Raw genomic sequence first — 14,227 nt, forward strand, 5'->3', positions numbered from 1 at the left:
CGCGCGGCCATGATGTCGATGATGGCCTTGGCGTCGGCGACCAGGTCGGCCTCGGCCAGCGACTTGCCGATCTTCAGGCCGGCGGCCAGCAGGAAGGTGTTGGCGATGCCGCCGCCGACGATCAGGTTGTCCACCTTGCTGGCCAGCGACTTCAGGATGGTCAGCTTGGTCGACACCTTCGAGCCGGCCACGATCGCCACCAGCGGGCGCGCCGGCTGGCCCAGGGCCTTGCCCAGCGCGTCGATCTCGGCAGCCAGCAGCGGGCCTGCGCAGGCGATCGGGGCGTACTTGGCGATGCCATGCGTGGTGGCCTCGGCGCGGTGGGCGGTGCCGAACGCGTCATTGACATAGACGTCGCACAGCTTGGCCATCTTCTGCGCCAGTTCGTCGCTGTTCTTTTTCTCGCCCTTGTTTACGCGGCAGTTCTCCAGCAGCACCACCTGGCCCGGCGCGACTTGCACGCCATCGACCCAGTTCTGCACCAGTGGCACCGGCTTGCCGAGCAGTTCCGACAGGCGCTTGGCGATCGGCGCCAGCGAATCGGCCGGCTTGAACTCGCCCTCGGTCGGTCGGCCCAGATGCGAGGTGACCATCACCGCGGCACCGGCAGCCAGGCAGGCCTCGATGGCGGGCACCGACGCGCGGATGCGGGTGTCCTCGGTGATATTGCCAGCGTCGTCCTGCGGCACATTCATGTCGGCGCGGATGAAGACACGCTTGCCGGAGAGTTTGCCTTGGGAGATGAGGTCGGATAGACGCAGGACGGAGGTCATGACGGTGTGATGGCGCGAGATTTCGCTGAAATTTCGGGGAAACAAGCATTTTACCTGATCGTGGTCATTGCCTAGACGATTCCGGACCAACCTGCACCTTTGATGTGCTTGTTCATGCATATGCCTGGTCTGGAAGGTGTGCTGGCCGACATTGCTCCCCACCAAAGCAGGGTGCCGGGTATATCGTGCTCGTGCCCCGAGTGCGGTAATGTATGCAAAGTCTGCATTGTCAGACACGTAGGAGCACAGAGCCGGTCTACAGCGGCCATAACAACAATAAGCCACCGGGCAAGCCACAAGCCTGCCGGGCGGACAATTCGTCGTGAATGCAGGGGAAGCAGATGAACGAAGCGGACATGCATGGAGCGATCCGTGGCTTGTACGAGGGCATTCTTGACCCTGGTGCGTGGCAAGGGAGCCTGCGCACCCTGACCGAGATGGCAGGTACCGCGCACGCATCGATGATGGTGTGGGATACCGTGCGCGACCAGGTCACCGTCAACGAGATCGTCAATCCGGTGGTGGAGCTGTTCGGGGAATACGAGAGCAACTTCCAGTCCATCGATCCGGCCAAGCATTTCGCGCCGCGCATGAAGCCGGGCGACTGGTATATCGACGCGCGCGACCTGGGCGAGGGCGCCATGTCGCGCCATCCGTTCTACCGCGATTTCTTCAACCGCTTCGACCTGCGTTCCTACGTGGCCTGCCTGGTCGCGCGCCAGCCGCACTACGAGGTCTATTTCTCGATGCAGCGCGCCATGTCGCAGCCGGTGTTCTCGACCGACGATGCGCGCGGCCTGGCGTGGGCGATCCCGCACATGCGCAGCGCCATGGCCCTGCGGGACCGCACGCACAGCCTGTCGACGCTGGCCAGCCTGTCGTCGCAGCTGGTGGAGCGCCTGAGCTTCGCGCTGCTGGTCATGTCGCCGCGGCGGCAGGTGCTGATGGGCAATCGCGCCGGCGAGCAGTGGGCGAGGCGCCTGGACCCGGCCGGCAAGGTATCGGAATGGACGCTGTCGCGCCCGTTCGACGAGATGCTGCAGGCCGCCTGCGATCCGCAGCGCGCCGCCGCGGCGCAGGCCGCGCGCGCCACCGACGGCCACGGCAACGGCGCGCAGGTGATCGTGCTGCCGCTGCCGCCGGCACACGCCTTCGCCTCCGAATGGCAGGAGCCGGCCGCGCTCGTGGTCGTGCATGAAGACGGCCCCACGCCGCCGAAGCTGGGCACGGTGCTGCGCGAACTGTACGGCCTCACGCCGGCCGAGACCCGCCTTGCCACCGCCCTGGTCACCGGGCAGGGCCTGCCCGAAACCAGCGAGCAGCTGCGCATCCGTCACGAGACCGCCCGCACCCAGCTCAAGGCCGTATTCCACAAGACCGGCACGACCAGCCAGGCGCAGCTTTCGCACCTGCTGTCCCGGCTGGCGGCGGCTCTGGAAGGGGACTGAACCCGCCGCGGCCCGGCAATTGCCCTGACAAGAACAAGCAGGAAAGGCAATGAACGAAGACGAGATGCACGACACCATTCGCGCGCTCTACCAGGGCATCTTTGATGCCGATGCCTGGCAGCGCAGCCTGGCCGCGCTGTGCCAGTCCAGCGGCAGCATCCACGCGGCGCTGGTGGTGCGCGATACGGTGCGCGACCGCGTGCTGGTCAACCAGGTGGTCAACCCGGTGCCCGAAGAAGTCGCCGCCTACCGCGACTACTACGAGGCGCTGGATCCGGCGATCCCGTTCGTCTCGCAGCTGACCGTGGGCGACTGGTACATCGACTCGCGCGAGCTGGGCGAGCAGGCCATGCGCAGCCTGCCGTTCTATGGCGAATTCTTCCGGCAGTACGGCCTGTCGTCGCTGATGGCCTGCCTGATCGAGCGGCAGCCGCACTACGAGGTTTTCCTGTCCCTGCAGCGGCCACAGGGCGGTGCGCGCTATTCGACCGAAGATGCACGAGCGCTCGACTGGGCCATTCCGCATGTGCGCCACGCCATCGCGCTGCGCGACCGCACGCGCCAGGTGTCGACGCTCGCGCATGTCTCGGCGGAGTTGCTGGAGCGGCTGCCCTTTGCCGTGATTGTCTTTACCGAAGACGGCCAGGTCCTGCTGGCGAACCAGGCCGGCGAGGCGTGGAGCCGCCGGCTGCTGCCCATTGTGGCGCTTGGGGCCGGCGCCGCCGCGGGATCGGTCAAGGCCGAAGAATGGCGGCTGTCGCGACCGTTCCCCGAGGTGCTGCGCGCTGCCGTCGATCCGGCCATCGTGCAGCCGGCGCAGGCGCTGCGCGCGACCGGCCCGGACGGCCGCGAGGCCCAGGTCGTGGTGCTGCCACTGCCGGTGGCCCACCATCTTGCCGTCGACTGGCAGCACCCGGCCGTGCTGGTTGCGGTGCATGAGGCCGGCGCGCAGGCCATGGGCATTGCCGGCGTGCTGCGCGAACTGTACGGACTCACGCCCGCCGAGATCCGGCTGGCCATGCTGCTGACCACGGGCATCGGCCTGCCGGAGGCCTGCGAGCAGCTCGGCATCCGGCGCGAGACCAGCCGCACGCAGCTCAAGGCGATCTTCACCAAGACCGGCACCGGCACGCAGGCGCAACTGGCGCACCTGCTGACGCGGCTTGGCGTGGTGCTGGGCGCCGGGCAGGCGCCCTCAGGCGAGCAGGCGTAGCGCGGTGTAGACCGCCATGCCCATTGCGATCATGCCTACCATGCGGCGCGTGAACAGGTAGAACACGCCCGCGCTGATGCCGGCCACGAGCTTGTAGTTGGACGGCGCCAGCGTGAAATGGCCGTGCCAGGTCATCAGGTCGGGCAGGATGATGGCCGCGAGCGCGGCTGCCGGCGCGTAACGCAGCGCGCGCTGGAGCCGGTCCGGCACGGTCACGTGTTCGCCCGCCATGAGGAACAGCGCGCGGGTGACGATGGTGACCACCGCCATGCCGGCGAGCGCAATCCAGATTTCCGTATGGCTCATGCCTGGTCTCCCTGTTCCGCCCGCGTGACTGCGGACTGGCCCGTGGCCTGCGCGGAAGTCTTGCGGCTGCGGATGCCGCGCAGTGTGGCGCGCGCGGCCAGCTCGTCGCTGGCCATGCCGGCGGCAATGGCGCCGATCACCGCCACCACCAGGCTCAACCGGTAGGGCAGGTCGAAGCACAGCAGCGCGAGGATGGCCGACACCACCACGGCCAGCAGCGTCGAGCGCGAATTGATGGTGGCGAACATCACCGGGATCAGCGCCATGGTGCCGGCCAGCCCCAGGCCCCAGCTGTCCGGGAACAGGCTCGCCAGCACGATGCCGATGATCGACGAGGTTTGCCACATCGCGAAGTTGGCCAGCGCCATGCCCCAGAAATAGCCTTCCTTGCCGGGCTCGTAGCCCGGCGTGCTGTAGCGCTGCATGAAATAGACAAAATGCAGGTCGCCGTTGAACGAGCCCAGCAGCGTGCGGCGCCACAGCGGCATATAGCTGAAATGCGGCTGCAGGCCCGCGCTGAAGATCACGAAGCGCAGGTTGACGATGGCCGCGGTCAGCCACACCGTCCACAACGGCAGCCCGGCCGCGAACAGCGGCAGCACCGCGAGTTGCGCCGAGCCCGCATAGACCAGCAGCGACATGCCGATGGCCTCGGGCACCGTCATCACGGACTTGCTCATCGCCACGCCCGTGACCAGGCCCCACGAGAACACGGCGGGCAGCGACGGTGCAAAGAAGCGCACGCCTTCGATAAACGAGGCGCGCTCGGCGGGTGCAATGCGATGCCAGAGGCGCAACCAGGCCGAGGGTTGTGGGGAATTCATGGGCAATGTCGGGGGAACTGCGCGGAGGGCGCCGGCGCAGCGGGGGCTGCCGGCATTGCGCCATTATAGGGGCGGACGCCGCCCTGGTAAGTGGATACTTAACAAAATCGGGGCCAGCGTTGGCTGGCCCCCACGCTGGCCCGCGTGGCCGGCTGGCAAGCGCATGTCAAGGTGCGCCGCGATACACCCACTGCATCAGCGCATCATGCGCTTCCTGCGCCTGCGACGCATTGGGGTGGTTGATAAAGCTCACCACCACATAGCGGTCGCCGTTGAGCGCATCCACATAGCCGGCCAGTGCGCGCACGTCCTGCAGCGTGCCGGTCTTCAGATAGGCATTGCCGGCCGCGTTGGCGCGCGTGAGCCGGTTGCGCAGCGTGCCGTCGACGCCGAGGATCGGCAGCGAATCGAGCAGCGTCGGGCCGACATTGCTGGCCACCGCCTGCTGCAGCAGCCGCGCCATGTCATAGGCGCTGATGCGTTCCTCGCGCGACAGGCCCGAGCCGTTGTCGAGCACCAGCCCTGGCATGTCCAGGCCCTGGCGGGCCAGCCAGCGCTGCACCACGCGCGTGGAGCGCGCCGTGCTCGCGGGGCCGCCGCGGTCCATTTCGGCGCCGATGGTCAGGAACAGCTGGCGCGCCATCACGTTGTTCGAGTACTTGTTGATGTCCCGTACGATCGCGCCCAGCGGCTGGCCGTAGTGCCGGGCCAGCAGCACCGCGCCGCGCGGGACCGTGCCGCCGCGCAGCGCCGGCAGGTGCGCGAAGCGCCCGCCCGCGGCCTGCCATTCGGCGACGAAGCCGCCCCAGGTGAATTCGCTGTGCGACAGCGCAGCGATATTGAGCACGTGCTCGCCGCAATCGCTCGCGTAGGCGCCCGAGAACGACGCCACCACCGTGCCGTCCCCTTGCGGCGCCACAGTCGGGGTGGCGCTCGATTGCCAGTCGCCGCAGCGGCCGTTGGTCAGCGTCAGGCGATTGTCGAGACGCAACTGCGCGAGCGCCGGCGTGACGGTCACCGCAACGGACCGGTTCGCGTCATCGGGCGTCAGCGTGAACGACAGTGTCTTGAACGCGTACAGCAACGCGTCAGGGCCGACGTTGTAGGCGCGCTGCACTTCGCCGTCGATGGTGCCGTTGCCGTTCAGGCCGTCGGCGAAGTAGCTGCGGTCGAGGACCACGTCGCCATTGATCGTGGTGGCGCCGCCCGCGCGCGCGCTGGCCACGAGCTTGGCCATTTCCTCGGGCACCAGTTTCGGGTCGCCGCGTCCGCGCAGGTAGACGTTGCCATTGACGGTGCCATAGCCGTCCGGCTGGCTGTCGGCGTAGAGCGAGGTCTGCCAGCGGTAGTCGGGGCCCAGCAGCTGCAGGCCGGCGAAGGTGGTGACCAGCTTCATGGTCGACGCCGGGTTCATCGGCTGCTGCGCATTCCAGCTCGCGCGCGCCGATGGGGCTCCGACCTTGACCACGTAGAAGCTGGCCGCGCTGGCCGGCACGTGCGCGCGCTGCAGCGCCGCGGCGACCTGGGCCGGCAGGCCGGCGCGCACCAGCGCGGCATCGGCCCGCGTGCTGGCGGAAGTCCTGGCGGCCTTGGCGGGACGGGCGAGGACGGAAGGCTGGGCGGCGGCCAGCAGCAGGGCGGCGGCCGCGCAAAACACGGTGATTCTTCTTGGCATGGCGGCCATGTTAACGCATGGCCGGGGGCTGCCGGATGACACGTCCTGCAGCCATCGCAGCCATCCGTACCCGCCGACGATTACTGCGTGCGCGGCGGCGCCAGGCGTCCGAGCAGCGACTTGAGCGTGGCCTGCTCCTGCTCGGTCAGTGCCGAGGCCACGTGCGCGTCATGGGCGACGACCGCCTGCTTCGCGGCCGCGAGTGTGCGCTTGCCGGTCGGTGTCAGCACCAGGCTGTAGGCGCGGCGGTCCTCGGGCGCAGGGCGGCGGGCGACCAGGTTCATCTCTTCCAGCGCATCGACCAGCAACACCGCCCCGGAGCGCGCGATGCCCAGGATGCGCGCCAGTTCGGTGAGCTTCAGTTTCGGGTTGCGGGAGATGATCACCAGTGCGGAAAAACGCGGTGGCGTGATCTGCCATTGCGCCAGCGAAGCGACAAAGTCCTCGTAGATGCGGATCTGCGCGCGGCGGATCGCGTAGCCGACCAGGGTGTCGAGCACGCCGTAGTCGATATCCGGCACATGCGGGTCGAAGCCGCTGTCGGCCGCCGTCCCGGGCGCCGCGGGATCGGGCGCCAGCGGCTCGCGGGGTTTGCGCCGCGGGGCCGCGGCGCGCGTGCGCGTTGGCGTGCCGCGCTCGGCGGCGGCCGTGGCGACCGGATGCGGCGCCATGTCGACAGGGGCGTCTGACGGTTCAGGGCTCATTTGAGCAGTTTCCAGTTGCCGTTCTCGATTATCAGCATAACGCGCCCACGCTGGTCGAAGCCATAGTGGTCTTGCGCACTGTAGTTAAGTACCCCGTGCGACACCACGATGTCGCGCTCGGTCTCCAGCGCCTTGCGCAGCGCCTGGCGGAATTCCGGCGTGCCTGGCTTGCCGGATTTGAGCGCCACCGGAACGATGCGCTGCAGTACCAGCCCGGCGTCATAGGCATGCGCGCCGAACTGCGTGCGGCTATCGGCGCCGTACTGCTTTTCGTAGCGGCCGACATAGTCCAGCCCTGGCTGCCGTACCGGATTGCCGGCTTGCAGCTGCTCCGGCACGATCACCGGCCCGGCCGGCAGGATGGCGCCATTGACCGCGCGGCCGCCGATGCGGATCAGGTCCCTGGTGGCCGCGCCATGGGTGTGATAGACCGGGCCGTTATAGCCGCGCTCGCGCAGCGTGGTGTGCGGCAGCGCCGCACCGGTGCCGGCGCCGGCAATCATGATGGCGTCCGGCCTGGCCGCGATCAGCTTGATGGCCTGGGCCGTCACGCTGGTATCGGCCCGGCCGTAGCGCTCGGTGGCAACCAGCCGGATGCCGGCCGCGTTCGCGGCTGTCGTGAAGTCCTTGAGCCAGGTCTCGCCATAGGCGTCGGCAAAGCCGATGAAGGCCATGGTCTTCACGCCATTGGCCTTTGCCGTGGCGGCCAGCGCTTCCGCCATCAGGCGCACTGGCTGGGCCAGCCGGAAGGTCCAGGCGCCGCGCCCGGGCTTCAGTTCGATTGGCGAGAACGCGAGTTGCACGGTCTGGCTTTCATCGGCCACTTCCGCAATGGCGATCGATGGCGCCACCGCCGACGAGCCGAGGATGATGTCGACCTTGTCCTCCGTGACGAAGCGCCGCGCCACCTTGGTGCCCTGCGTGGGGTCCGACGCATCGTCGAGCACCACGTAGCGGATGGCTTCGCCGCCGATGCGTTCCGGCAGGTAGGCCATGCTGTTCTTCTGCGGAATGCCCAGCGACGCCGATGGCCCGGTCGTCGACAGGCTCACGCCGACGGTCACGTCGGCAATCGCCACGCCGGCCGCGCCGGACAGTGCCGCGGCGGCAGCGAAGTGGACCAGCAGGGGAAGGATGCGCGGGCGCAGGGGCGTCATGGTGGGTGTCTCCTCTCGTTGTTATGGGTTGTGAGTCGCTTGTCCGTTGTCCGGTCTTCAGCGCCGGGCCGCTTGCAGCGACTGCGGATCGAAACCCGCCAATTGCTTGTAGCGCAGCGCGATCGCCTCCAGCTCGGCGCGCGGAATCACCTGGTCGATCTCGGCAAAGCCCTGCGGCGCGCGTTCTTCGGCCAGTTGCATGACCTGCTCCGGACCGTTCATGCGATTGCGCAGCACGATGCCGGCGGTGCGCGGCAGGCGCTCGGCCTCGTACTCGCGCAGCGCATAGGCCATGTCGCGCGTGCCGAGCAGGCACTGGAGCAGGTACTGCGCATCGAGGATCGCCTGGGCGCTGCCGTTCGAGCCGATCGGATACATCGGGTGCGCGGCATCGCCGAGCAGCGTGACGCGGTCGAAGGTCCAGCGCGGCAGCGGGTCCTTGTCGACCATCGGGAATTCGTAGATGGCGGTGGCGCCGTCGATCAGCGCGGGAATGTCGATCCAGTCCCACTGCCAGCCGGCGAACGCGTCGCGGAACACCGTCTTGTCGACCTGGCGGTTCCAGTCGCTGCGCGGCGGCGTGTCGGAGACATCGCCTGGAACGCGCAACTCGGCGATCCAGTTGATCAGCGAGCGTCCCTGCCGGCGCAGCGGCTCGGAAATGGGATACGCGACGAACTTCTGGTCCTGGTGTCCCGCCATGAACATCGAGCGGCCGTCGAGATACGGCGGCGCTTCGGTGACGGCGCGCCACAGCATGCGGCGCGAAAAGCGCGGCGCGTCGCCGCTCGGGTAGAACTGCCGGCGCACCGCCGAATGGATGCCGTCCGCGCCGACGAGGATGTCGGCGCTGGCTTGCACCTCCGCCTGGTCATGCCGGCGCCGCAGGCTGAAGCGCACCGGCTCGCCGGCGTGCGCGCCGGTGCTCAGCACCGACTCGAACGCGTGGCCGGTATGCACGCGGTCCGCGCCGAGGCGTTCGACGGCGGTGCGGTGCAGCAGCATCTGGAACTCGCCGCGATGGATCGAGAACTGTGGCCAGTCATAGCCGGCGGCAAGGCCACGCGGCTCATGCCAGATGCGCTGGCCGAACTTGTTGAAATAGGACAGCGACGAGGTCTCGACGGCCATCCCGGCCAGCGCGTCGCGCAGGCCCAGCGCGCACAGGATGCGCACCGCATGCGGCAGCAGGTTGATGCCCACGCCCAGCGGGCGCAGGGTTTCGCTGGCCTCCCAGACTTCAGTCTCGATGCCTTGCTGGTGGCACAGCAGCGCCAGCGTCAGTCCGCCGATGCCGCCGCCGGCGATTGCGATTTTCATGTGGTGTCCCCGTCATGGCGCGACAGCGGGACCATGCAAAAAGGCGCCTTGTCCGGCCGACTCGAAATTAGTTATTGAGTATAACTATTCGATCCGGCCGGGCAAGACGCCTCGGCGTCGGGGAATACCCGCGTGGCGCGGGCGCGATGTCAGCCGGATGTCAGCCGGATGTCAGCCCAGCGCGGCGCCGCTTTCGCGCTTGTCCGCCTTGAGCGACGGCACCGGGAAGACGATGTCGTACAGCCAGTTGTAGATCAGCGCATAGACCATATAGAAGCCAGCCACGGCAATGTCCATGATCAGCGCGTCGACCAGGCTGATATCGAGGTACCAGGCCACCGACGGCAGGAACACCACCAGCAGGCCAAGCTCGAACAGCACGGCGTGCAGCACGCGCACGAAGACCGATTTGCGCAGCTGGCCGGTGAACCGCAGCATGGCCTTGTCGAACAGCACGTTGTAGACGTAGTTCCAGCCCGCTGCGATCAGCGATGCGACGGCGCCGATCAGGCCCATCTGGTGCAGCTCGTAGCCGAACACCACGCTGGCAAGCGGCGCAAATGCCAGCAGGCCGATGACTTCAAAGCCGACGGCGTGGCGGATCCGGTCACGGGTGTTGCGCATGAGGCTCTCCTGCAAATGAAGCGATGGGGTGGAGTCTATCTGCTGTGCCGGGAATGCCAAGTTAGGTAGTATCGCTAAAACCGATATATCAGCCGTCGACCTTGCCATGTCCCTTTCCCTTGACCAGCTTCAGGCCTTCGCCGCAGCCGCCGATACGGGTTCCTTTTCCGCCGCCGCGCGTCGGCTGGGCAAGGCTCAGTCGGTGATCAGCGCGGCGGTGGCGAATCTCGAGATCGATATTGGCAATGCGCTGTTCGACCGTTCCGGCCGCTATCCGGTGCTGACCCCGGCCGGCGAACGGCTGCTGGTCGAGGCGCGCGTGATCCTGGAGCGCTGCGAGCATTTCCGTGGCGTGGCCATGAGCCTGGGCGAGGGCGTGGAGACGCGGCTGGTCCTGGCGGTGGACGAGTTGTACCCCGAAGAGACGCTCGGCATGCTGCTTGAGGAATTTTCCGGTCGCTTTCCCGCAGTCGAGCTGGAGTTGCTGTTTCCCTTGATGGAGGACGTCAGCCGGCTGGTGATTGAAGGCAGCGCGGACCTCGGCATCATGTGGCGGCAGGAGATTTTGCCGCCCGCGCTGGGTTTCCACGCATTGGGCTGGGTGCCGATGAAGATCCTGTGCGCGCCGGACCATCCGCTGGCGGGCGGCCAGCGTGTCGACTGGGAAGAATTGAAGCGCTACCGTCAGCTCATGGTCGCGACGCGCACTGACAGCGAGGAAAAGATGCGACTGCGCGTAGCATCGGACGTCTGGTGGGTCGAGAGCCAGTGGGTGATTGTCGAATTGGTCAAACGGGGGCTTGGATGGGCGTTCGTGCCGTGGCACGTTGTGGCCAATTCACCTGCGGCGGCGCAGCTCGTATCGCCGCCGTTGGCGTTCCAGGAACAGGACTGGCCGGTGGCGCTGGAACTGGTGTGGCTTAAACAGCGGCCTGCGGGGAAGGCGGGGAGGTGGTTGAGGGAGAGGATATGTGGGCAGGTATTGCCGCGACCGGGTGGGGGCAGGTAGGGCTATTTTTCGGGGGCGCTTCAATCCCTGGGCTGCTTGTTGACAGGATTCACGCCAAGCGCGGCGCCGGCGGTCCTGTAATACCAATGGTGGGAATTAGGCAGCCGGTTGGTTAAGCGCCGTCCATCCTTGTCAGGAGAAGACTTATCGACTGTCCGTCTCCAGAAATGTGCCAAAAAGCTTCTTGACCAGTCGTTGAAATTCACAGTCGTGAGCCACATTCTTGGTGCACCAGACTGTTGCTCCTATCGAAACGTTGCTATTTCCCCAAAGAACGTCTAAGCGCCGACGCTCTAGTTGCACGCCGTCTGCATTCCTTTGAGTTACCCTTGCGCTACCCGTATAGGGCACTCCGTTATGTCCTCTGGTAACTTTGAAACTTATCACTGATTCCTGTGAATACCCCATTCGCTTTGCGATATCCGTAAGCGGCTGTTTGATATATTTAACAGGTTGTTCTGGATAGGGCGGCGGGGAGAAATGGAATTCTTCTAAGCGATCGTTTGCTGGCTCCGACTTTACGACCAAGATGAGATCGGCTTCTTCGAAATATCCTTCGTTGACCCCTCGCAGAGAGGCTACGGTCGAATTTCCGGATCTGGTTAATGCCAGTACGCATCTTTCTGTGGTTTGCGCGTGGGTCTTCTCGACGAGAGCGATGTTAAGCCCATTGGGGGCGTGAAACGCTACCCCGCATTGATTCTCTACTTCCTTATCGATCCGACTCCTCGTCGGCTCGCCAAATTCTGCGCCCTTTTTTGGGGCCGCCCATAAGGTTGCACTCATGCATAGTGCAGCACCTAGAATGATACGACGAATTATGGGTTTCATTCTGCAGGTTTGAAATTGGCGGGGCGCACGATCTCGTCGTTTACAGCGAAGTACGCGTGCTGAAAGTATTGCTGGCGAAATTCGAAATGCATCAAACCGGGGTTGACGCAACGCGTCACATCCTTCTGCGCCGATTCATGCGAACCTTTGTCGGCCCACCAGTTGACGCTCAGTTTCCCAAGTTCGACGAGTTTCTTGTCCTCGCGCTTGTAACGTTGCTTGGACACCCAATAATAGCCGGCGGCATCAGTCGTGTCGAAAGCACTGGACATAAGCTGTTCTGCCTCGCCAACGGACAGGTAGATCTTTTTTCGATAGTTTCCGTAGGCCATATAGTTGAACCGACCGGTCAGTTGAATGAGGCCGCGTCCCTTAAAGCGAAATCCATCACCCAGCTCGGTATTTCCGAGCTTCTTGCCCTGATCTGTACCGGGTTCATATTTGCCGAAATATTTATCTTCACCTCCCTCTGCCATAAATTCAAAACGGCCGGTTTCCTGCAATGTTTGGCCAAAAAAGTGAGCTTGCCTGAGGGCATCGCTGATGCCATATCGAAGCATCATTGATGAAAGGGATGGATGAAGATTCGCAGGCCTTCGATTTCCAGAATTTGTCAGGCGTACAACTATGTCAGATATCACAAGCCTAACAACTTCTATTCCATTCTGCCTAACCGTGCTTCGTACGCAGCGAGCGATGTCCTGAGGGCTTAGCCAGCCGCATCTTCTGAAATGCCGAACAAACGCCAACGGATGAAAAAACCAGAACTTCTTCTCCCCGCCCAGCGGCGTCTGGTCCATAAACTGAAGCTGCGTATGAAACCTCAGAAAGTTGGCATATCCATCCGGGTCGGTGGCCTTGCGGCTCCCAAAGAACCCGTCCGGATCATTTAGCCGCCTGTATCGTGCGTCATTGCTGCTTGCATCCCACTCGCTTGGCGCATGGCAAATGAACCCTCTCAGCTTTGCACGCACTGCGGCATGCGTCTGGATGTAGGCCGCCAGCTTGTCTTCCTGTTCCCATTCGGGGCGCAGTCGTTCGGCAGGGGTTTCAAGGTCTTCAACAACGCCAACAATCCTGCGCAACGCATCGAAGTCACACATGCCATCCTGATTGAGTGGCGCATTTCCTTCCTCGACCTTCTGCCATCCCATGAAGAATGGAAAATCCGCGTCCGAGAGCTTCTGGATTGTGCTTTGGCTGATGTCGACATACCCTTGCTTGCCCGCCTCAAACGTCACGGGAATCCAAGTCTTTGGCGGCGCCGCCGATCGAGTGGCGTGCTCGCGCAGGATGCGGCCGAACCGGAGCATTTCATAGCCATCGCTCGGGCATTGCGGATACAGCGCCGTGGCGCGCGCATACATTTCGTACTCGTAGTCCTTGTCAGCCGCCACAGGTACTGGCGTCAGCGATGTGATCGTGCCGGCCCGATCCAGCCAGGAACGGGTGTAGCGTTGCCCCTTGTGGAAGAACGCTTCGACATACAAGTTGCTGTCCGCAGGCAGTGTGCCGTCCTGTAGCGGCGGAAAGTACTTCGCTGCCGCTCCGATAGCCTCGGGCGGTACGCGCACAAAGGATTGATCTTGAGGAATGACAGAGTAGCTATGCCCCCAGTAGTCCCTGGACGCCGGGGTGGTGGGTGCCTTGTTGTCGAGCTGGACCACATACCCGGGCTGACTGAACCACGCGGTGAAGTCGCTCTCGGTCATGAAGATCTCGAAGTGCAGATGCAAGTAGCCATGGCATGCTCCCGGGTACCCGAGCATGTCCTTGCGATAGATCTTCTGCTTTGCCGGTACTTGCACGCCATTTGTCGGCTTCAGCAACCATTTCGGTAACGCCGTAGAAGTGCCAATCTCCGGCGGATTGTTCGGTTGCGGCTGCAGCCGTCGAATGCCGTCGAGATCCAGCAAGTGCATGTAAAGCGAATAGAACGTGATGGTCCTGCCATCGCCAGTCTCGGTTGTGTGCTTGAGCAACACAAAGCCGGTATTGGAGTTCAAGGCTTCCGCCCCATTTTCGTTTTTCCTTCCGTCGGCAATGGCCTTCTGGGAGACCCGATACGCAACCACTTCACCGTCCGCGATGGCGTGCACAGGCTCATTCTGGAATCTCGGCGTCAGGTGCACACCGCAATGCCAGCGGCGGTCAAAGGCAATGGGATAGACGCCATGGTGCGGCAACTCGAAGCCGTCCACGGCGTCCATCATCGGGTCGATCCTGGACGGATCGTTGGCGTTCAGGGCCTCGGCTGTCAGGCCGGGCAGGAAAGGCGGACTGATGATCATGGCTTAGGGGTGAATGGGTGTTGATCGCTGACTGGCAGTTGGCTGGGCAACG

The 14,227-nt window shown here is 64.7% G+C and carries 12 protein-coding genes; 3 read left to right on the forward strand and 9 right to left on the reverse strand.

Translation table 11 applies throughout. The features are described 5' to 3' along the window. Positions 1-773, reverse strand: a 773-nt coding sequence (gene pgk / locus AC3FKH_RS32120) for a phosphoglycerate kinase (protein WP_488679648.1), incomplete at its 3' end; no start/stop codon positions are given. Between the two features lie 341 nt (positions 774-1,114). On the opposite strand from pgk, the gene AC3FKH_RS32125 reads away from it, so the two are divergent. Beyond that, positions 1,115-2,221 carry a helix-turn-helix transcriptional regulator gene (locus tag AC3FKH_RS32125; RefSeq protein WP_488679649.1) on the forward strand — a complete coding sequence of 369 codons (1,107 nt, stop codon included), beginning with the start codon at positions 1,115-1,117 and terminating at the stop codon, positions 2,219-2,221. Positions 2,222-2,270: 49 nt separating this feature from the next. After that, complete coding sequence (locus tag AC3FKH_RS32130; RefSeq protein WP_488679650.1) at positions 2,271-3,434, forward strand: helix-turn-helix transcriptional regulator; 1,164 nt, start codon at positions 2,271-2,273, stop codon at positions 3,432-3,434. Here the strand turns inward: AC3FKH_RS32130 and AC3FKH_RS32135 are convergent. The 7 genes from AC3FKH_RS32135 to AC3FKH_RS32165 form a co-directional block, all read right to left on the reverse strand. Further along, the gene (locus AC3FKH_RS32135) at positions 3,417-3,740 is read right to left on the reverse strand and encodes an AzlD domain-containing protein (RefSeq protein WP_488679651.1); all 324 of its coding nucleotides are present in this window, start codon (positions 3,738-3,740) and stop codon (positions 3,417-3,419) included. The genes AC3FKH_RS32130 and AC3FKH_RS32135 overlap by 18 nt on opposite strands. Then, the gene (locus tag AC3FKH_RS32140; RefSeq protein ID WP_488679652.1) at positions 3,737-4,564 is read right to left on the reverse strand and encodes an AzlC family ABC transporter permease; all 828 of its coding nucleotides are present in this window, start codon (positions 4,562-4,564) and stop codon (positions 3,737-3,739) included. Before AC3FKH_RS32140 ends, AC3FKH_RS32135 begins: the two co-directional genes overlap by 4 nt. Before the next feature lie 166 nt (positions 4,565-4,730). After that, positions 4,731-6,248: a D-alanyl-D-alanine carboxypeptidase/D-alanyl-D-alanine endopeptidase gene (dacB, locus tag AC3FKH_RS32145; RefSeq protein ID WP_488679653.1), complete on the reverse strand. Its 1,518-nt coding sequence runs from the start codon at positions 6,246-6,248 to the stop codon at positions 4,731-4,733. Between the two features lie 71 nt (positions 6,249-6,319). Next, positions 6,320-6,910 carry a MarR family winged helix-turn-helix transcriptional regulator gene (locus tag AC3FKH_RS32150; protein ID WP_488679687.1) on the reverse strand — a complete coding sequence of 197 codons (591 nt, stop codon included), beginning with the start codon at positions 6,908-6,910 and terminating at the stop codon, positions 6,320-6,322. A 29-nt stretch (positions 6,911-6,939) separates the two neighbouring features. Continuing rightward, complete coding sequence (locus AC3FKH_RS32155; RefSeq protein ID WP_488679654.1) at positions 6,940-8,100, reverse strand: ABC transporter substrate-binding protein; 1,161 nt, start codon at positions 8,098-8,100, stop codon at positions 6,940-6,942. Positions 8,101-8,157: 57 nt separating this feature from the next. Then, entirely contained in the window at positions 8,158-9,420 is a 1,263-nt protein-coding gene (locus AC3FKH_RS32160) for a flavin-dependent oxidoreductase (protein WP_488679655.1), read from the reverse strand. Positions 9,421-9,591: 171 nt separating this feature from the next. After that, a complete protein-coding gene (locus tag AC3FKH_RS32165) occupies positions 9,592-10,044 on the reverse strand; it encodes a PACE efflux transporter (RefSeq protein WP_483731339.1) in 453 nt (150 codons plus the stop codon). Between the two features lie 106 nt (positions 10,045-10,150). On the opposite strand from AC3FKH_RS32165, the gene AC3FKH_RS32170 reads away from it, so the two are divergent. After that, a complete protein-coding gene (locus AC3FKH_RS32170) occupies positions 10,151-11,053 on the forward strand; it encodes a LysR family transcriptional regulator (RefSeq protein ID WP_488679656.1) in 903 nt (300 codons plus the stop codon). A gap of 827 nt (positions 11,054-11,880) precedes the next feature. Here AC3FKH_RS32170 and AC3FKH_RS32175 read toward each other — a convergent pair. Next, a complete protein-coding gene (locus tag AC3FKH_RS32175; RefSeq protein WP_488679657.1) occupies positions 11,881-14,175 on the reverse strand; it encodes a hypothetical protein in 2,295 nt (764 codons plus the stop codon). Between the last annotated feature and the right edge of the window lie 52 nt (positions 14,176-14,227).

Source organism: Cupriavidus sp. 21MJTG02-4, from assembly GCF_057798975.1.